This window comes from Sporolactobacillus inulinus, assembly GCF_006539285.1.
Classification (GTDB): Bacteria; Bacillota; Bacilli; order Bacillales; family Sporolactobacillaceae; genus Sporolactobacillus; species Sporolactobacillus inulinus.
On sequence record NZ_BJMS01000022.1, the window covers coordinates 1 to 19449 of the forward strand.

General features: G+C 44.3%; 18 protein-coding genes. 4 read left to right on the plus strand and 14 right to left on the minus strand.

From position 1 onward, the window contains the following. Window positions 1–195: 195 nt before the first annotated feature. From SIN01_RS15520 to SIN01_RS04330, 6 genes are all read right to left on the minus strand, one after another. Window positions 196–2439: a CDP-glycerol glycerophosphotransferase family protein gene (locus SIN01_RS15520; protein WP_010026678.1), complete on the minus strand. Its 2244-nt coding sequence runs from the start codon at window positions 2437–2439 to the stop codon at window positions 196–198. Between the two features lie 114 nt (window positions 2440–2553). After that, window positions 2554–3654 carry a CDP-glycerol glycerophosphotransferase family protein gene (locus SIN01_RS04310; protein ID WP_237760148.1) on the minus strand — a complete coding sequence of 367 codons (1101 nt, stop codon included), beginning with the start codon at window positions 3652–3654 and terminating at the stop codon, window positions 2554–2556. A gap of 49 nt (window positions 3655–3703) precedes the next feature. Further along, a complete protein-coding gene (gene tagD / locus SIN01_RS04315) occupies window positions 3704–4102 on the minus strand; it encodes a glycerol-3-phosphate cytidylyltransferase (protein WP_010026681.1) in 399 nt (132 codons plus the stop codon). Between the two features lie 180 nt (window positions 4103–4282). Further along, window positions 4283–4708 (minus strand): GtrA family protein, encoded by a 426-nt coding sequence (locus SIN01_RS04320; protein ID WP_010026682.1) that lies wholly within the window; start codon window positions 4706–4708, stop codon window positions 4283–4285. 26 nt (window positions 4709–4734) lie between these two features. Next, complete coding sequence (locus SIN01_RS04325; protein WP_010026683.1) at window positions 4735–5706, minus strand: glycosyltransferase family 2 protein; 972 nt, start codon at window positions 5704–5706, stop codon at window positions 4735–4737. A gap of 126 nt (window positions 5707–5832) precedes the next feature. Then, window positions 5833–6465: a hypothetical protein gene (locus SIN01_RS04330; protein ID WP_010026684.1), complete on the minus strand. Its 633-nt coding sequence runs from the start codon at window positions 6463–6465 to the stop codon at window positions 5833–5835. A gap of 151 nt (window positions 6466–6616) precedes the next feature. On the opposite strand from SIN01_RS04330, the gene SIN01_RS15525 reads away from it, so the two are divergent. Together SIN01_RS15525 and SIN01_RS04340 are read left to right on the plus strand one after the other, a co-directional pair. Then, window positions 6617–6799, plus strand: coding sequence for a YjcZ family sporulation protein (locus tag SIN01_RS15525; RefSeq protein WP_010026685.1), 183 nt, complete (start codon window positions 6617–6619; stop codon window positions 6797–6799). 211 nt (window positions 6800–7010) lie between these two features. Next, a complete protein-coding gene (locus SIN01_RS04340; RefSeq protein WP_039746356.1) occupies window positions 7011–8321 on the plus strand; it encodes a hemolysin family protein in 1311 nt (436 codons plus the stop codon). A gap of 148 nt (window positions 8322–8469) precedes the next feature. On the opposite strand, the gene cydC is transcribed toward SIN01_RS04340, so the two are convergent. The 5 genes from cydC to SIN01_RS04365 form a co-directional block, all read right to left on the minus strand. Next, the gene (gene cydC / locus SIN01_RS04345; protein WP_010026771.1) at window positions 8470–10218 is read right to left on the minus strand and encodes a thiol reductant ABC exporter subunit CydC; all 1749 of its coding nucleotides are present in this window, start codon (window positions 10216–10218) and stop codon (window positions 8470–8472) included. Next, a complete protein-coding gene (gene cydD, locus SIN01_RS04350) occupies window positions 10218–11942 on the minus strand; it encodes a thiol reductant ABC exporter subunit CydD (protein ID WP_047035017.1) in 1725 nt (574 codons plus the stop codon). The genes cydC and cydD overlap by 1 nt, the downstream gene beginning before the upstream one ends. Window positions 11943–12011: 69 nt before the next feature. Continuing rightward, window positions 12012–13025 (minus strand): cytochrome d ubiquinol oxidase subunit II, encoded by a 1014-nt coding sequence (gene cydB, locus SIN01_RS04355; RefSeq protein WP_010025300.1) that lies wholly within the window; start codon window positions 13023–13025, stop codon window positions 12012–12014. Then, window positions 13012–14418 (minus strand): cytochrome ubiquinol oxidase subunit I, encoded by a 1407-nt coding sequence (locus tag SIN01_RS04360; RefSeq protein WP_010025298.1) that lies wholly within the window; start codon window positions 14416–14418, stop codon window positions 13012–13014. Before SIN01_RS04360 ends, cydB begins: the two co-directional genes overlap by 14 nt. Before the next feature lie 1111 nt (window positions 14419–15529). Continuing rightward, complete coding sequence (locus SIN01_RS04365) at window positions 15530–15862, minus strand: MerR family transcriptional regulator (RefSeq protein WP_010026872.1); 333 nt, start codon at window positions 15860–15862, stop codon at window positions 15530–15532. Between the two features lie 186 nt (window positions 15863–16048). Between SIN01_RS04365 and SIN01_RS04370 the strand changes: the two genes are divergently transcribed. Further along, window positions 16049–16204, plus strand: coding sequence for a Fur-regulated basic protein FbpA (locus SIN01_RS04370; protein ID WP_084688873.1), 156 nt, complete (start codon window positions 16049–16051; stop codon window positions 16202–16204). A gap of 59 nt (window positions 16205–16263) precedes the next feature. On the opposite strand, the gene SIN01_RS04375 is transcribed toward SIN01_RS04370, so the two are convergent. Then, the gene (locus tag SIN01_RS04375; protein WP_039746140.1) at window positions 16264–16854 is read right to left on the minus strand and encodes an RBBP9/YdeN family alpha/beta hydrolase; all 591 of its coding nucleotides are present in this window, start codon (window positions 16852–16854) and stop codon (window positions 16264–16266) included. Between the two features lie 62 nt (window positions 16855–16916). After that, entirely contained in the window at window positions 16917–17495 is a 579-nt protein-coding gene (locus SIN01_RS04380) for a phosphatidylglycerophosphatase A family protein (RefSeq protein ID WP_373864394.1), read from the minus strand. A gap of 347 nt (window positions 17496–17842) precedes the next feature. Here SIN01_RS04380 and SIN01_RS04385 point away from each other — a divergent pair, with 347 nt between their 5' ends. Beyond that, on the plus strand, window positions 17843–18526 hold the full coding sequence (locus SIN01_RS04385; RefSeq protein WP_010026140.1) for a DUF421 domain-containing protein: 684 nt from the start codon (window positions 17843–17845) through the stop codon (window positions 18524–18526). A 143-nt stretch (window positions 18527–18669) separates the two neighbouring features. Here the strand turns inward: SIN01_RS04385 and fabI are convergent, their stop codons facing one another. After that, entirely contained in the window at window positions 18670–19446 is a 777-nt protein-coding gene (gene fabI / locus SIN01_RS04390) for an enoyl-ACP reductase FabI (RefSeq protein WP_010026141.1), read from the minus strand. Window positions 19447–19449: the final 3 nt, after the last annotated feature.

A 19449-nucleotide genomic window follows, 5' to 3' on the forward strand; every position in this document is an offset into this window, starting at 1 on the left:
TTTTGACTGTCCAGTTTACATTATAAACAGCAAATAAAATAAGCAGCAAAGTAAGTGATAATAGGACGTTCAACCGTCCATGTTGGACCTTGAAACGCCCTACCTATGCTTTGTTCGCCTACATCAACCCAAACAACGGTCTGCGCGATTAAGCTGCTTTAAAACTGCACGGTGTCGCTGTATAAGAACTTGGACTCATTTAAAAACGCTTTTCACAACTTTTTCTGCGGAATGACCTGTTTCCAGCGAGCAGAACTTTTGATAAAATTCATCGAAATGATCCGATACCGCAAATCCAGATTCAGCGATTTTCTTAACGGCCTGAATCAATTCGTCCGTCGTCAACACAAGAGGTCCCGGCGCCTTCTTTTCAAAATCAAAATAGAAACCGCGCAGATGATCGCGATAGTCTTCAATATCGTAAGTGAAAAAGAGCATCGGCCGTTTCAAATTCGCGTAATCAAAGAATACTGATGAATAATCGGTAATGAGCAGATCCGAAATCAAATAGAGCTCGCGGATATCTTCGTGATGCGAGAAATCATAAGCAAAGCCTTCGAATTCAGACAAGTCCAGATGATCGGCAATCAAATAATGCATGCGCATGATCAGCACATAGTCTTCGCCAAGCGACTCCCGCATACGCTGCAAGTCAAGATCAAGTTCAAAACGATAACGCCCTTTACCGTAAAATTGATTATCTCTCCAAGTCGGCGCGTAGAGAATAACTTTTTTATCCTTTGGTAAACCAACACGATCCTTAATCGCATCGATAGTCTCTTTATTGTTGCTTTTATAGAGAAAATCATTTCTTGGATAGCCCGATTCAATCATCTCGTTCTCAAAACCGAATGCTCGAGCAAAGATTTCTGATGAATAGGCATTCGGAGAAATAAGATAGTCCCAGCGGGCAGTCTCTGCAAGAAAATCACGTTTATACTTTTCTGTATTTATACCCGGCATATGCACTTCTTCTATATCCATAGCCAGTCGTTTGAGCGGCGTGCCATGCCAGGTCTGCAGATAGATCGTATCTTTTGGTTTAGACATCCAAAGAGGCAGACGCACATTGGTTACCCAATAATTTGCTCGCGTCATAAGCATGAGCCATTTTAATGAGAATCTTTTTACATAAGGAAGCTGGTGCTGTTCAAACAGATCGATGTAATTCGCGTTTGCGCTCCAGACCAACTGATATTCCGGACAATGATCCTTCATATATTCATAAATTGCCCTCGGATTGCAGCTGTATTGCCTGCCGAAGAAGCTCTCGAACATGACCAGATTCTTTTTTTGGGGGAGGTGAGAAAGCGTTTGAAACAGGCGATGATAAACAGCGGTAAGCGCTTTGCTCTTTCGAACTCGACCGATGCCCCGACGTACTTTTCTTTTTACAGCATCACGTAGCGTATAAGGAGCAATTCGGAATACAAGGCTGTGATTACAGTTGCGTTTCACGATTAAACTTTTTTTAAGTCCATTCAATTTTATAATATGCCGCCCGGTAATTACCTTGCGACGCGCAAGGATACGAACCGGGTGTTCAGTAAACAGCATACCGTTTTTTTTATGCGTGAGCTCCATTCGGAAGTAAAGCAAAGTTGGTTCTTCCGCATCAGCAATTTGCGTCGCAATCGACTTTAGATCAAGGACGAGCGAGAAACCGGCCCAATCATAATTTCTTCCAAGTGATTTTGCTTGTTCCGTCAAGTCAAGGCGTTCAACATTTTCAGCACGCCATTCAGCAATGATTTCTTCATCAGTATTTACAAGCGATATTTTTTTTTGAATGTCCGGTCGAGAAAGAACATCGGAAAAAGGAAAGACAACATGTCCTTCCAAAGTAAGCATGAAGTTTCTGCTCATTGCAACACGATCGATACGCGACATGACATGAACCGCTTCAACACGCAGTGAGAGGCATTTGCGACCCGTGTAATAAGGAATCAGCATTTGATCGTTCACTTCGTTATAAATGCTGAAAACATCTAAAAATTGCCTTTTCCCTACTGCCTGTAAGCGAATGGCCAATGCAACCGTCCCATTCGGATCTGATTGATGAATACTTGCTGATGCATCAGCGTCGACTTCATCCAGTTCAGCATAGACCTGCCCTAAGAGCGGTTGATCAATAGGAACTTTAATAAAAAAATCCCAATAGTCCCTTTTGAAAAGCGTTTGCTGTATGGGCTCCAATGCCAAAACAGCTTGAGCAGACCAATAATCATTTTCATCCCTTTCCACAGAACGAATAGGGGCGCTGAAGGACTCATCGCCAAAACGATCACAGAGATGTACCTCCATGCGTTTTATGTACTCCTCATTCGCCATTGGATCGAAGCGAATCGTGAGCGTCCAATCATTTGGACTGGCATTAAAATGCGTGATCCTCGGCTTCATTATCTTTTTAATTTGTTTTTCAGCTTGCTCACTGATCATTTCCCCTGTTCCTCCTGGTTGTTGTAGAATCTAAAGTCTACTTCCGATGTCTCTCCAGTCATGAAAGAACACATGAACCTTTTACCGATTGCTTCATTTTTTGAATGCTGTCGTTTATTTCCTTAAACAGTCGAAAAGATAATCAACGACATGTCTGCTTGACTGTCCCTTTGAATACTGATTCCAGTATTCTGAGAATTGTGCTGTTTTTTGTTCATCAAAGCGATGTTCCTTGATCATGTGAACTAATTCTTGAGTTGATGATGCAATTGGTCCTGGAACCATGTCTGTATAGTTTTCCCTTAATCCTCTGCTTTTTTCATAGTGATGCAAATCATAAGGAAAAAAGATCATTGGTCGTTTTAACAGCGCAAATTCAAAAGGGATTGATGAATAATCCGTGATAAGCAGGTCCGTGATAAGCAACAACTCATTAACATTCTCCCACTTCGATCCGTCCATAATAAATGGATCACGAAAAATAGTGCGATCAACTTCCTTTTGCTCCAAAGGATGCAGACGCAGAATCAACACATAGTCGCTTGCCAACTCCTTTTTCATGACCTCCAGATTTAAAGCGAGTTGATGCATCGGAGGATCACGAAATGTCGGTGCATATAAAAGAAGTTTTTTTCCGCTGCTTAACCGATGCAAAGATTTTTCGGCTTGTTTTTCCCGGTTTAAGTCAAAAAAAAGATCGGTCCGTGGAATACCCAAGTGAATAAAATGGGACTCGTCTAAACCGAATGATTGCTTGAAAATTTCTTGCATCGCATCGGAACCAACCACAATCTTATCGAAATGCCGATATACGTTTAAAAAGCGCTTTCGAGCTCTCACTGTTCTCAATGCAACAGAATGGTCTTCCAAACCAAAGGTTTTAAAGGCACCGCATGCGTGCCAAAGTTGGATGCAGACGACTGGCTTTTTAAATGCCGCAGCGGCGAGAAAACCGAAGTAGTTATCAATGACAATGACTTTTGCAGTTGCCAAATGATACGCCGAACGTACCATAGCGCCCACGCGCATTGTTTCAATCGGGACGACCCTTTCTCCTGTTTCAGCAAAATGGTCGCACGCGGCTTTTCCACGGCAAAGAAAGACTACATCTGTTTTTTCTTCTCTGCGCGTCAACTCATCATAAACATATTGACTATTATCTGTATAGGAGCAGACAAAAACCACTTTTTCCTTTAACGAAAAAAATTTACACACATTAAAAAGTACCTTAAAAAGAAAAAGGTACCCGTCAATCAATAATTCCTTAACCATTTTTGATCGTAAACAAATCCTGTTTAATCTTTGTCGTTGATATGCCCACCGTACGCGGTAAATAAACGACTTCACAATAATCCTTCAGAAAGTCAAATTTTCCTTTCCAGTCATCACCCATAACAAAAACATCAACATCATTATTCTGGACATCCGAAATCTTTTGATTCCAATCCTTTTCCGGGATGACCTCGTCAACATAACGAATCGCCTCAAGAATTAATTTACGGTTCTCATAGCTATGATAGGCTTCTTTATGTTTTACTGCGTTAAACTCATCCGTGGACAGCCCAACAATCAAGTAATCGCCTAATTTCTTCGCACGTCTCAGTAAATTTATATGCCCGTAATGCAGCAAATCAAAAGTTCCATACGTTAATACTTTTCTCATTTTTCATACGCTCTCCTTAATACCATAGTGTACAAAATCATGATCAACGGCATGTATAAAACCACTAAAAAGCATTCTGATCCGTAGAAACAAGATACCTCTGCTGCAACTTTATTTCATACACCTATGAATACATGCATTCTACATTTTGCGCTTCTAAATGTCAATGTCCCTGCGGCATCAAGATTTGAACACCCATCGTTTACTTAAAATAAAATTAACACTAAGTCCGATAAGCGTACTGATCACTTTATTCAAGTACAAGGGCAAAAACAGCATGCTGTGCATTGCAGCTAAGGTAATCGCTAATACAGCCGCATTTAACACCACAAATTTTATTGCTCTAACTCGCGAATGCATCGATTCGGCAAAGGTTACCTTCGAATTCAATAGATAGCTGTTTAGCATGCCGGCTCCATACGAAACAATTTGCGCGATCACATAATCGATCAATACAAAATGCGTCAGTAAGTAAAAAACAATAAAGTCCACAGCTGTATTGCTTACCCCGACGAAACCGAACAGGATTGCCTGCTTCAGCCAGCGCCAGTGAAAATGACCCGCACGCATCTCATCCCGTTCATACTGTTCCGATTTACTGCCCATAATCGCCGCATTCCTTTGTCATCAAGTTATTTGTTCTTGTTCCATGTCGTGATTTCTATAGTATACCTCGGTCGCTTTTTTGTTTCCGTAAAAATTTTTCCAATGTATTCGCCAATGACGCCAATGGCAATTAATTGCATACCGCCAATCAGCCATATCGACAAAATCAGAGAAGTCCATCCGCTGATCGTGTGGCCAAGCAGCCAGTTGATCAATGCGTAAGCAGCGATTCCTGTGCCGATCAATACAAAAAAGAATCCGATATTCATGACTAATTTAATTGGAACAATACTGAAAGAGGTGATCCCGTCAGCGGCAAAAGCGAACATTTTTTTCAGTGGGTATTTCGATGTTCCGGCATACCTTTTGCGGCGATCATAATAAACCTTGGCTGATCTAAAGCCAAGCAGTGGAATGATCCCGCGAATAAAAACGTTCTCCTCTTGATAGCGTTTAAACTCCTGCATGGCTCTTCTGCTGAGCAATCGGAAATCTGCGTGATTTGGAACCAGCTTTACGCCCATCTTGGCCATTAATTTATAAAAGGCTAAGGCTGAGTTTCTTTTGAAAAAGCTGTCTTGATTACGCCTTTTTCTTACGCCGTAAACAACGTCAAACCCTTCGTGATACTTGTCAATCAACGCATGAATCGCCCGAATGTCGTCCTGCAAGTCTGCATCAATCGTGATGACACAATCGGCTTGGTTGCTGACCGTTTCCATTCCTGCAATCAGTGCGTGCTGATGTCCAAAGTTTCGGCTCAGCTTCACGCCTTGAATAAATGCATCGGTTTCCGCTTTTTCACGAATAAGCGCCCAAGTCCGATCCGTACTGCCGTCATCAACAAACACAATAAAACTTGACTTATCGATTTTATCATTGATCTTCAATTTGCGAAGCTGTTCACTTAATTCTTTAAAAGTCTCCGGAAGAACCGCTTCTTCGTTGTAGCAGGGAACAACGATACTAAGCAGCGTTTCTTCATTCATTGTCACCATCTGCTCCATTCCTTCTAATCAATACCATTTCCAATAGCGATTACTTTTCTTCATCGAATCAATTGATAGTATACCGTTGCTGCTCTAAGATTCCGGCAAAATGAAATTCTTTTCACAACTAAGCGCTTAGTGTCTTTGTAATGTTTTAATCGCAAAGCCGGACCAGCTCTCCATTCGTTCCAAACGATGCGGATCACTAAGCTCCTGAAGCGTTTTCCAGCTGCCCTCAAGTTTATCCTTCTCACGAACCGTTACCTCAGCATCATCCGGCAGTGAAATCGCCACAAGCACACCGATATGTACTTTTCCGACTTCTGTCTGATCATCATTAATCAATCCAATCGTGTGATATTCAGCAGGCTCTGCGCTCTGTACAAGCAGTTCTTCATTAATTTCCCGATCCAGATTTTGCTTCAGCACTTGCTCGAAGTCCGCGGCATGCTCAACCCTGTTCATATGTCCCCCGACACCAATGGAGAGTTTCCCATGTAATCGCTGCTCGCCGCCACCGCCGAGCCTTCTATAAGTAAAGTAGTGATCACCCTTTTTAAGCACTGCGTAAGGAATCGGCTGTTTAAATTGCGGATTCTCTTCCGCATCACCACGGCGCATGACTCGGTAATGTTCAGCCATTCTGTTACTTAAAGCAGCAACTGCTTTTCGATCTTGTTCCGTTCCTTGAAACGTCAGGTCATTGCCTGCTTCATCAAATAATTGTGATCGTTTTACAACAATAATTTGTTCGTCCATTTTTCCCATTAATCGTTCCTCCAAGTTGCACGTTCTAACACAAGGGTGGGTGATTCTTGTGCGCTTGTCAAGCCTCGCCGCAAGATTGGGCGTTTTAATGATCGCCAAATGTACCGGGGTTACATAGTATATGGTATCTCGTGATAAAGGAGTGATCTGAATGGGCAACTTTGGTTTCGGCGGATATCCGTCTAATGCTCCGTACGGCGGAGCTAGCGAAGGCTGTGGCTGTGGCGGCTACCCAACTTATCCAGTAGGTGGTGCTTCCTGCGGCAGCGGTTTTGCGCTGATCGTCGTACTGTTCATCCTGTTGATTATCGTTGGTGCGGCATTTGTTTGCTGATTAAGAGGCATCAAAAAACCTTGGCGGATTGAACCGCCAAGGTTTTTTTCTTGCGCGAGCCGGACTGCCTGCGGCAAGCAAGCCGCTAAAGGACAAGACTTCCTCGCCTTTTCCTCGTGCAATTGACATCCGCTTTTGTGTATAATTAAATTTATGAAGCACGTTTGCATAATTGGAGGTGACACCTAAGCGTTGGCAACAACGGCTTGGGATGCATTTGACTAGTACAATCGGCCTGATCCTTGTCGTCCTTTTAATTTTATTGACAGCTTTCTTTGTAGCTGCTGAATTTGCAATTGTTAAAATTAGGACCACTCGATTAAATGAATTGATTAAACTCGGAAACAAACGCGCCGCCGCATCGAAAAAAATTGTTGATGACTTAAACGCATACCTCTCAACAACCCAGTTAGGTATTTCAGTGACTGCACTCGTTCTGGGTTGGATCGGCGAACCCGCAGTCGCTCACTTGTTCAATCCGGTATTTGCCTTATTCGGATTAAACGATACGCTTGTACACACCCTTTCCGTTTTAACCGGATTTTTCTTCATTACATTCTCAAGCGTTGTACTCGGTGAATTGGCACCAAAAGGAATCGCGATTCAAAAAGCAGAACAAATAACATTAGCTATTGCCTATCCGCTCATTTGGACGCACCGGCTTTTGTTTCCGTTCGTTTGGCTGCTCAATACACTTTCGAATGGGGTCATCCGTTTATTTGGTATAAGACCGGAAGATCAGCATGACAGTGCACTGACCGAGGGCGAATTGCGTCTGACATTAGCCGACAGCTTTAAGAGCGGTGAAATCAGCCAAGGCGAAATGCGCTACATGACGCGCATTTTTGATTTTGACGATCGAACGGCTCGTGAGATCATGGTTCCTCGAACTGAACTTGTCTGCATGTATAAAGAAGATCCTTTGGAACAGTGGCTGCAAACCTTGCATGATGAGAAATACACACGATTTCCAGTTGTCGAAGAAGATAAAGATCACGTCGTCGGCATGATTAATATTAAAGACATGTTTACCGACGTCCTGAATAAGGATCTGAAACCAATGATCCACTATATCCGCCCGATTCTATCTGTGCTCGAAACGACACCGATTCGTGTGCTGCTCGAGCAAATGCAGAAAGAAAGCATTCACATGGCGATTCTTACCGATGAATATGGGGGCACCTCCGGCTTAGTGACCATTGAAGATATTGTGGAAGAAATTGTCGGAGAAATTCGCGATGAATATGATGATGGGGAAGAACCGATGATTCAAAGTATTGATGCTGAGAAGACACTTGTAGACGGAAAGCTTTTGATTGCTCACGTAAATCAACTGTTCAAAACCGCCATAGAAGAAGAAGGCATTGATACAATCGGCGGTTGGATCATGGTGGAAATACCAAATGTAAAAGTGGGATCAACGCTGCATTATGGTCAAGCTACTTTCGAAGTGCGCGAAATGGAAGCTCATCAAATTCGCAAGATCATGATCACTCGCCATAAACCGATCGCAAAAAGATAATAAAGCGCAATAATCAAAGAGGGGACCCAAAATCAACGTTTGGATCCCCTCTTTGATCACAGAATAAGAAAGTAGATGATTTTTGCCTCGTCTTCAAACCAATAGACCAGTGTCTCGGCTAAGAATCAAAGCGGAGCTTATGACTTGTTCATTCGATAATCGACTTCCTCAGTCTCACAGGAACATCAAGCTCATAGAGTTTGCCGTATCGGCTCGATTTTTGAAGCAGCTGCTCGTGGGTTCCTTGCATCATTGCCCTGCCATGCTCCATGAACAAAATATGATCCATTTGTTCTGCACCAATCAGATGATGAGTCACCCAAATCAGTGTTTTTCCCTTTAGCGTATCAAAAATCTTTTGCAGCAGTTCTCGTTCGGTTATTGGATCGAGTCCCACGGTTGGTTCGTCCAAAATAACGACCGGCGTATCCCGTAATAAGGTTCGTGCCAGAGCGACGCGCTCCTGCTCTCCGCCGGAGAAAATCGTGCCGGCTTCATGCACTTGTGTCTGGTAACCGTTCGGAAGCTGTTCAATCAATTGATGCAACCCCACTTCTTTTGCCGCCGCCACAGCCTCATCAAACGTTGCATCCGGACTCCCGAGCGTTAGATTATTCAGTACGGAGGTATCAAAGAGATGCGGATTCTGGCTGAGCACTGAAAACTGAAGTGATCGATTTGGTCCAAGCGATTGAGCAGCCAAACCGTTCAAGGTTACCGCGCCTTCATCCGGCTTCAGATTACCATAAATCAAATGAGTCAGTGTGGATTTTCCAGCACCGCTTCGCCCAATAAGCGCGAGCTTTGTTCCAGGCTCAAGATGCAGCGATACGTCATGCACGGCCCAATCGCTGTTCTGGGAATAGCGAAATGAAACGTGGCTCACATCAATCGTCAACGACCCCTCCGGCAATTCTCGGCGGTCGCAGGTCTCATCTGATTCATGTTGCGCTGGTGCTTCGATCTCTTTCAGCCGTGCAAGCGCGCGTTCATACTGAGGAACACGTTCGACAGCCTCAGAGAGCGGCACAAATGCTTCAGCAACGGAAAAGATGACTAAGGAAAATGCAGCAATTAATGTCGGCTGCAAGGCACCTGTATGGGACATGCCTCCAGACCAGACAACAAGTCCAATAACGCAGATCCCGATCAATACTTGGGCGATAAAATCACGTCTCTTTCTGAAAGAACTGACCGCGCGCTCCTCTTGTCTTGTTTCGTTTTCAAGCTGCTCATAGTGGCGCAAAAACTGGTTTTGCCGTCCTGACATCATCCAATCCGCAGCACCTAGCACCGCATCGGTAAGTTGTTCATACAATTCATGCCTGCTTTTGGCTATTCTCTGATAGTGGTGCCGCATCCGAATCAGTGAAACAAGAGGAAATACAACAACGAGAAGCAGCAGATAGAGCGCCATAAGGAAGGCGAACCTTAAGTCAAAAAAACCAAGTACGGCAATCCAAGCAGCATAGATGATCAGCCCGCAGCAGCAAGGGAGTATCGTGCGCAGAAACAGATCCTGCAAGTGCTCAATATCATCAGATAAGGCGCTCAGGATTTTCCCTGTCTTGTATTTAGAACGGATATAAAGTGCGGACGGCTCCAATTTTTCATAGAGATGCGCACGCATTTCAGAAAGAATTTTCAGAATCGTGTTATGACTGGCAAGTCTTCCAGCATAATTAAAAACAGCACGGAACGTTCCAAAAGTACGAACGGCGACAATCGGGACATAGATCATTAAGATATTCTCCGGACGCAGTGCTGCTTTTGAAATCAAATACCCTGAAGTAAAGAGTAATCCTGCTGCACAGAGCAGAGCAAAGAGACTTAGCACCGTTGCAAGCAATAACCCGCGCCAATGCTTTTTCAATGATGGAGTCAGCCATTCATTCATTAAATCCCCTCCAATTGAGCGCGAACCATCGCATGATAGACCCCGTTTTTCCTTATAAGCTCGTCCGGAATCCCGGTTTCAACGATTCGCCCGTCGCGAACAACCACAATCCGATCCATCTGTTCCATCCAGTGAAGTCGGTGGGTTGCCAGCAGCACTAATTTATTCTCGAATAAACGCAGCATCGGTTCTTTCAGTTCATACTCCGTTTCAATGTCCAGATGCGCTGTTGGTTCATCCAGCAGCAGGATCGGACGTTCACAAAGGAAGGCGCGTGCAAGAGCAACCCGTTGCTCCTGACCGCCGCTAAGCGGTCTTCCGCCACTTCCGATTCGCTCATCCATACCATTAGGCAGGCGGCGAATCAAGTCTTCCAATCCAGCTGCACGAACCGCATAAAGAATTTCCTGATCAGATGCCTCCGGTTTATAAAATGCGAGATTATCTCGCAGCGTGGTACTGAATAGATACGGATGCTGCGGAATATAGGTTACCTGATTGCGCCATTGGTCCGATGTAAACCGTCCGGGTGCCTCATTGATTTTAATCGAGCCGGAAGTGGGCTCGATAAACCCGCCCATCAGATCAATTAAGGTTGATTTTCCTGCTCCGCTTGCGCCGATGATGCCAACCTTCTCAAACCCCGAAAAGGCAACAGAAATGCCCTCAAGTGCCTTTTTGTGCGCCCCTTCATGCGCAGCATCACAACCGTTAAGCACAACACAGGCCCGCTCATTCCATTTCATTTTGTTTTGTCCCGACTGCAGCGCCACTTCATTTGATCCTTTTGACGCTGCGTATGCATTCAATCGACGAGCTGCCTCTTTACCATCGAGGGTCGCGTGATAGTCCTGACCAAGTTCGCGCACTGGCAGAAAATATTCCGGCGACAGAATGAGGACCGTCAGTGCCGGCTCTAACAAAATGTGGCCGTCGATCAAACGAATACCGAGGGCAACCGCTACAAATGCAATCGACAGCATGGTGAAAAAGTCCAATGCAAAGGATGACAGAAAAGCAAGACGCAACGTACCCATGGTCATACTTCGATATTTGTCGCTGACACGTTCAATTGTTTTTTTATGAAGTTTGCTGATTCCCAAATAATAGAGCGTCGGTAACCCTCTCAGCGAATCAATAAAGTGATTGGAGAGCACCCGATACGATGCCCAGCGATCATCCATTCTTTTTTGTGCAGCAAGCCCCAAGAGAATCATAAAAATAATCAGTACCGGCATGGTCAGCAGCAAAATGATCCCGCTCATGCGATCCTTCCAAAAGACAAAGCCAAGAATGAGTACCGGGATCATTCCATTTGCCGCCATTTTGGGAATAAAGAGTTCGAGGTAACTGCGTGTCTGAGCAACCCCTTCCAAGGCAAGTGCCACCAGCGAACCGGTCCCTTCCTTACGGGCAAGTTCCGGCCCCGATGCAAACAGCTTCTTTAAGAACTTTTTTCTCAAATCCGCGCTTGTCCGCTCCGCAAAACGATAGCATGCCTGTTTGATAACCAAAACGGTAAAATAACGCACCAGCACAACAACGAAAAAAAGGAGCAGATCTGAGCGGATGCTCGCAATCTGTCCTCCAGAAAAAAGACCGGATACAATCCGGCCGAGTAGTGCAGCTTGACATATAATACAGACACCCTGAATGACGGTAAGCAGCGCAGTGACTGCAAACAGAGGCTTGGCACCTTTGTAAGACAACAATTCCCGATCCATAGTTAAGCTTGGCAAAGACTCCGACAGGTTGTCATGAGTGCCAAGCGTACACATCCTTTCTTTCTGAACTTAATATTCCAGATGATGATCCTTTGTCACTCTTTTTCTGAAAACGTAGTAGCTCCAAATAGAGTACCCGAGAACAAAAGGAAGTAAAGTGACGGCAACGATGGTCATTACGGTCAGTGAATAAGATCCGGACGCTGAGTTATAAACGGTTAGATTATACGCAGGCGTAACACTGCTAATCATCAGTCTAGGGAACAACCCGACAAACAACGAAGCGACGGTCAGCAAAATGACACCGGCATTCATACCAAATGCCCAGCCATCACGCTTTTTGCTCAAGAAGACAACTGACAGAATCAGGACAATGACATCAAGGCCATAGATTGGATAAAGGAGTGCGCCACGTTTCGCAAACAAATCCGTAACAAAGTACGTCACAATGATAAATGCGAGCGCTGCAACCGCTAGAATCCAGAATACTTTTTTGGCCAGCGCACGTGCGCGCAGTTGAAGTTCGTCTGTCGTTCTCAGGCAGAGGAACATGAGTCCGTGATAGAGACAAAGCAGCGTGATTAGGATGCCCCCGAGTACGGAATACGGATGAACAATGCTTGTAAACGTCGCGTGCATGTTCATATTTTTATCAATCGGCAGTCCATACACAAGCGTCGAGAAAACGACGCCCCATAGGAACGGGCATAACAGACTGGCAATGAATATTGCCCAATCCCAAGTACCTGACCATTTCGGATGGTCTACCTTTGCTCTGTATTCGAAAGCCGTACCGCGCGCGATTAAGAGCAATAGAAGGAACACAAGCGGCACATAGAAGCCGCTGAATAACGTCGCATACCAATTTGGAAATGCCGCAAACATCGCACCGCCCGCGGTAATCATCCAAACCTCATTCGCATCCCAGAATGGGCCGATCGTGTTGATCAACATTCTCCGTTCCGTTTCATTTCGCGCGACAAAACGCGTGGCCATGCCAACGCCAAAATCGTATCCTTCAAGAAAAAAGAATCCGATGAACAAAACAGCGATCAGTAAAAACCACAATTCATTCAGTAACAACGTGATACGCCTCCCCATCAAATGGATCGTTCGATGATACATCCTTCTTAGCATTTAACGATGGACCTTCTTTAAAGGTGCGTACAAAAAGGTAGATCATTACCACTGCGAGAATAGAATACATCGTGATAAACGCTATGATCGAGAAGAGCAATTGTCCTGCCGTAACGTTTGGTGATACACTGGCCGCAGTTTGCATAAATCCAAAAACTGTCCACGGCTGCCGGCCAATTTCAGTCATCAACCATCCGGACGTGCTCCCGATGAATGGAAAAGCAATCGACGCGACCATGATTCTCAAGAACCACTTGCTGTCTTGCAATTTCTTTTTCCAAAGGAGGAACACACCGACAAGGCCAATGACACAAAGTAAACCGCCGAAACCGCTCATGACGCGGAAACTCCAGAATGTTGTCTTAACCGGCGGAATATAATCGCCTTTTCCGTATTTCGCAACATACTCTTTCTGCAGCGTCTCCATGCCTTCTACGTTGCCGCTGAACGTTCCGTAAGACAAGAAGTCAAGCAGGTAAGGAATTTTCATTTCCTGATTGTTCTTATGATTTTTCGTGTCTATGGAAGCAATAACTGTCCATGCAGCGGGACTTCCACTATCTTTCCAAAGCCCTTCAGCAGCGGCCATCTTCATTGGCTGCGTCTGAACCAAATATTGTGCCTGAGCATGCCCGGAAAAGGCGATCCCCAGACTGGAAATCACGCCAACGATGATCGCAAGCTTAAATGATTTCAAATAAAAGGACACTTGCCTTTTTTTAAGTAAGGCAATTGCACTAATTCCGGCAACCACAAACCCACCGGTTGCAAAGGAGCCGAAAATCGTATGTGGAAATTCGACCCATAGTTGTGGATTGGTTAAGAGCGCAAAAAAGTCGTTCATTTCTGCTCTGCCGTTATTGATTTGAAAACCGACAGGGTGACGCATAAACGAATTCGCGGTCAAAATCCACAATGCGGATAAGGTCGTTCCGGCCGTCACCAGCCAAATGCAGGCTAAATGTGCGCCCTTCGACAATCGATCCCATCCAAACAGCCAAATGCCGATGAACGTCGATTCCATGAAAAATGCGAGCAATGCTTCAATAGCAAGCGGAGCTCCGAAAACGTCCCCCATGAAACGTGAATATTCCGACCAGTTCATTCCGAATTGAAATTCCTGCAGAATACCGGTAACAACACCGATTGCAAAGTTAATTAAAAAGAACTTCCCCCAAAATTGAGCCATCTTCTTGTAGATTTCATTTTTCTTAACGACATACATGGTCTCCATAATTGAAATGATAAGTACAAGACCAATTGAGAGCGGTACGAAAAAAAAGTGGAAAATCGTCGTTGCCGCGTACTGAAATCTCGCTAAACTCAATACATCAAACATGCTCTCTCCTCTTTTCAAGTGGGTAACCTTTGGTGGCGGTTACCTTTTATCACTAAAAGCAGCAATCATCTAAAATGATCCGACCGATCGGATTAAAAGTGTAACAGATGTCACAATCCACTTCCTACTTTACAACTTCTATGGCACAATTCACCCTGTTGGTCATGACAATTTTGTGAACATATCGTGACACATTTTTATCCAAATTGTGACATTATTCGCGTATGAACCATATTTAGTTGACATGAGTGAATTTTTTTCTTCTACCTTTTGACAACTGGAAAAAAATTAAGAGAGATGTAAAACTTTTTAAAAAAATTTTCCAAGGCTGAATGCGAAGAGACGCTCCGCAGGCGCCTGAGCATCTGCATGTTTGATGCACCGTCTTTTGCATGACCAAAAATCACATCCTTTCTTTACCTGGAACAGAACCGAGGCGAGAACAACAAACGGATGGTCCCCCAACTTTATGTCAATTGGACCTTTTTGAGTGAATAAAAAATGATCCCATCCCTCTCACTTCTTTTTCATTAAGCATTCTGGCCCTGATTAAGTAACTCGTGAAATAAGCGGAGATTTTTCGGCTATCTGCAGAAGGGAGCGCGATTCAAGGGTATATAAGGGGAGAGTTTCCGGTTATGCAAAGTAAAATCCCCCATTTCCACGTTTTTCACGTTGATAAGCGGAATCTCTCCGTCTATTTACTTCCGCAGGATGCGGTGACTTCCGCGTTGTGCACAGGACGTGCACGCCTTTAGCGGAAGTTCCTTTTACAATTAGTGAAGATCCTGAACAATTAAAAGGAATTTTTCCGCCTATTTATCGGATTGGGCACTTAACCTGATCCACCAACCGATAGGTGCGGATCCTTTTGATCTCAGATACGCATACTTTCTTTACCTGTAAGAAAAACGGGCTACACCCGGTCCTTACTTCCGCAGGATGTGGTGACTTCTGCGTTGCATACAGGACATATGCGTGCTTAGCGAAAGTTCCTTTTCAATGAGCAGAAGTTCCTCTTGACGCTAATCGTCGTACCAGCAAGGCAAAATCATATACTTTCTTCCCGTATAAAAAAAGCCGGCACTTCTGCCGGGTCTGCTTGCTTCGATTAATCTCTCTTATTAAAATAGGCATTCAGCTGACCGCGAATCATCCGTTCCCTAAGTTTCGTATCGTACCGCTTCTCCTCTTTTCGCTGCATTTCTTTACGCAGCTCCGAGGTTTGCATGCCGTCCTCCATCTTATTGGCGATGTCCATGAGCGCTTCAACATCAGCAAAAGAATATTTGCGATTTCCGCGTTCCGTTCGTTCTGGAAAAATCAGTTTTCTTTTTTCATAATAGCGGATCTGCCGTTCACTCAGACCTGTGAGCTCGCAAACGGTTCCAATCGTGATCACCTTTTTATAGAGATAAGCATCTTTCTGAGAATGCGTCGCCACTCGTTCACCCCTCCACTTTCGTTCAAATGTTTTCAAAAATCGCACAATTGCGTGTAAGATAATATTACATCTATAACCGATACAGTTCAATAACTATGTAAGATTTTATAACGTACTATTAGACGAAAAAATGAAAACGCGCTATCCTATTTATAGGATTAATGCAGACACGAAGAGGTGTGTACAATGACGGAGACCCTCACACAAAATAAAGATAAAAAAAAGAACGATCTTATCATTAAGCTGTTGAATAAAGGGGTTTATAAAACAAAGAATCGTCAGCTTTATCAGCTGTCCTTCAATGAACTTGAAACGCTATATAAGAAGATCCTTCAGCCATAACATGTGGAAAAGAGAAGGGTATCTCCTAAGTCGATCATGACTTGAGGTACCCTTCTTTCTTAACTATTTTTCCAGTCCATTCGATCCTCAAGGCAAAGCTTAAGCATCCATGGCCATGGACCATAACCGGAATCAAGGTTTATATGCCCTTGTTCAGGAATAATAAAACAGGGTAAGTGGTAAGACAAAAAGTGAGCCATATCCTCTTGCGGTAGAAAGGGATCGTTGGTAGACAAGACAAACAGACTTTTCTTAGCAGCTGCTGCAAGCGGTTGTTTCGCTTCCGGAAGCGGGAAAAAATCTTGAATTTCTGCTTTTTCATGATAGGGAGAAGGCGGGCAAACCATAATCACACGATCAATGCGTCGGGAAAGGCGCTGCGCAGCATGGTGAATCCACAGGATACACCCTAAGCTATGCGCGACGACCGTTAACGGTTCGTCGGGTATCTGCTCAATCGTTCGATTCAGCTGTTTGAGCCATACGCTTTTGATCGGTCGATCCCAATCAGAAAATTGAGGGAACCAGACCTTCTTCCCTTTTCTTCTTAATGATTCCGTCAGCCATTCTTGCCAATGCCCGTCCTTGCTTCCGCCAAGCCCGTGCAGCACAAGGTAATTCATCACATGCACCTCAATTACTAAATCCATTTCATAAATGCAACTTTTTTTATTATACAACAAATAAGCGGATCCGAGAGATCCGGATCCGCTTATTTTCTATGGGATTGAGCAGCTCTTTTCTCCTCATCATCCCGAACACGATGTGCGAGACGGCTTGAGGCGTCCGCAGCAATACTCGCAATCAAATCATCCAGAAATGTGTTGACCCGACCACCTTTAGCCAAATCCACTTTTCCGATAATCTTCGGCTTTACTTTATCTAAATAACCAAAGGTAGTCGCCGCAATACTTCCAAAACTTGAAACAGCCCCCAAAGCAATCGTTTCATCGACTCCGAACAATCCTTCATCCTGATCAATCAAAGATTGCAGCGGTTCGGATAACATTTTCTTCTCAGCAAAACGATCAAGTTCGATGCCGACCAAGATTGCATGCTGCAGTTCACGCTTTGCAAGAACTGCCCGAACATTTTCCACGCAGAGTGCCTTTGTTAATCCGGACATAAACGGTTTTTGCAGATCAAATACAATCTCGGCGATATCGTCGATTCGCACGCCTCGTTCTGCTAAAGCTTTTTCAGCTGCACGTTCGACCGCCTCAGAGGTGACCCTTTTTTTATGCGCTGAGTAAAAAGTTGCATCCTCCGGAAGTCCCGGAGCGTACGTCATGCTTTTTGAAAATGATTGATCTTCCATCTATTTTCTCCTTCCGAGCAGCTCGTCACAGGAATTCGAACCTGCATCGAGCAATCAATAAGTTGCAGCGTGCAGTTCTCCTCCCCTCATTTTATGCAAAACTCATTTAAAAAATGACCACCATGTTGCGTAAAACACAAATTCTTTACCTTGTGTTTGGCAGCAGACTTTGCGATGCACGCGAAGACCTGTACCGCTATTCTAGTCCAATGGCTCGTGTCGAATCAAGAAATTCCAATGAACACATACCTATAGGCGCATAAATGAGAGGGTTTGCTCTCAAACTAGATTTATGATGATTTAGTAAAGGTGGCCGTATCATGCATGAACTTATCTCAATCTCTGTGGAACTCATTGTCGGCTTATTCTGCCTGCTCCTGCTTACTAAGGTAATGGGCAGAGCCTCAATGTCCGAATCAACACCCTTTGATTTTATCTCCATGATCGTCGTCGGTGATTTCGTGAGCGATGCGATCTATGACCCAAACACGCATGTCTTCAAGGTTATCTATGCCATATTTTTTTGGGGAATCGTCATTTATACCATTGACCTGATCACATTAAAATTCAACAAAACACGCCGTTTTTTCGAAAGTCAGCCGGCAATCATCATAAATAAAGGTCGCATTGATCGAAATGTGATGAAGAAAAATCGTGTTGATATGAATCACTTGCAAATGCTGCTGCGCGATCGAAGCATCTTTTCTCTGCGCGATATCGAGTTTGCTATTCTTGAGCCAAACGGCAAGGTTTCCGTTCTTCGCAAATCCGATCATGAACCAACCGTTCGAAGCGACTTCTCACTGCAGGCAAAGGATGTTTGTCTTCCCGTGACGCTCATCAGTGACGGGGTCATCATTGAAAGAAATTTAGACACGCTTGGCAAAACAAAGTCTTGGCTCATGAATGAACTAAAAAACTACGCGGTTTCGGAGGCAAAACAAGTGATGTTCGCCGAGTGGCGCGATGATGAAGGGCTATTCGTCCAAAAGATGAGCAACTAGCTATTTTACTATATCTAATTGAAACGTTTACGGATAGAATTCAGTTTATGCAGCACTTGCATGTTTCTTGACATTTTTTCTGAGATGAAAAAACTGCCTGTCCTTCGTTCGAAGGAAGACAGTTCTTTTTTCTCGCTTAAGAATCAGATGCTGATAATGTTGAATCCGGCATCAACATGAAGCGTTTCGCCTGTAATGTTCTGAGACAAATCACTGAATAGGAACAATGCCGTATTGCCGACATCTTCAGGGCTAATTGAGCGGCGAAGTGGTGCTTTCTCTTCAATCACTTTAAGTACACCATTGAAATCTGAAATACCTTTTGCAGAAAGCGTACGGATCGGTCCGGCAGAAATACCGTTCACACGAATGTTATCTTTGCCAAGATCGTTCGCCAAATACTTGACACTCGCGTCTAGGCTCGCCTTGGCAACGCCCATGACGTTATAATTTCTGACGACACGTTCACCACCGAGATAGGTCATTGTCACGACACTGCCGCCTTCGGTCATCAGTCCTTTTGCTTCTTTAAGTACTGCAGTCAGCGAATAGGCACTGACATTTTGAGCGAGCAGAAAGCCGTCGCGCGTCGTATTCATGTAATCGCCGTCAAGTTCTTCCTTCTTAGCAAAGGCGATGCAGTGCGCCAAGCCGTGAATCACGCCGACATCCTCTTTAATCTGTGCAAAAGTTGCTTGAATTTCTTCATCAATGGTTACATCGCATGGATAAAAAAGGCTGTCCTTGCCATCAAGTGTTGCCGCTAGCTTTTCGACGGGTTCGCGGAACCGTTCATTATTGTACGTAAAAATCAGACGTGCTCCGGCACGATCCAGCGCTTGCGCAATGCCCCATGCTATGCTTCGTTTATTCGCAACGCCCATAACAACATAGGTACGCCCTTTAAGTGTTAATTCCATTAC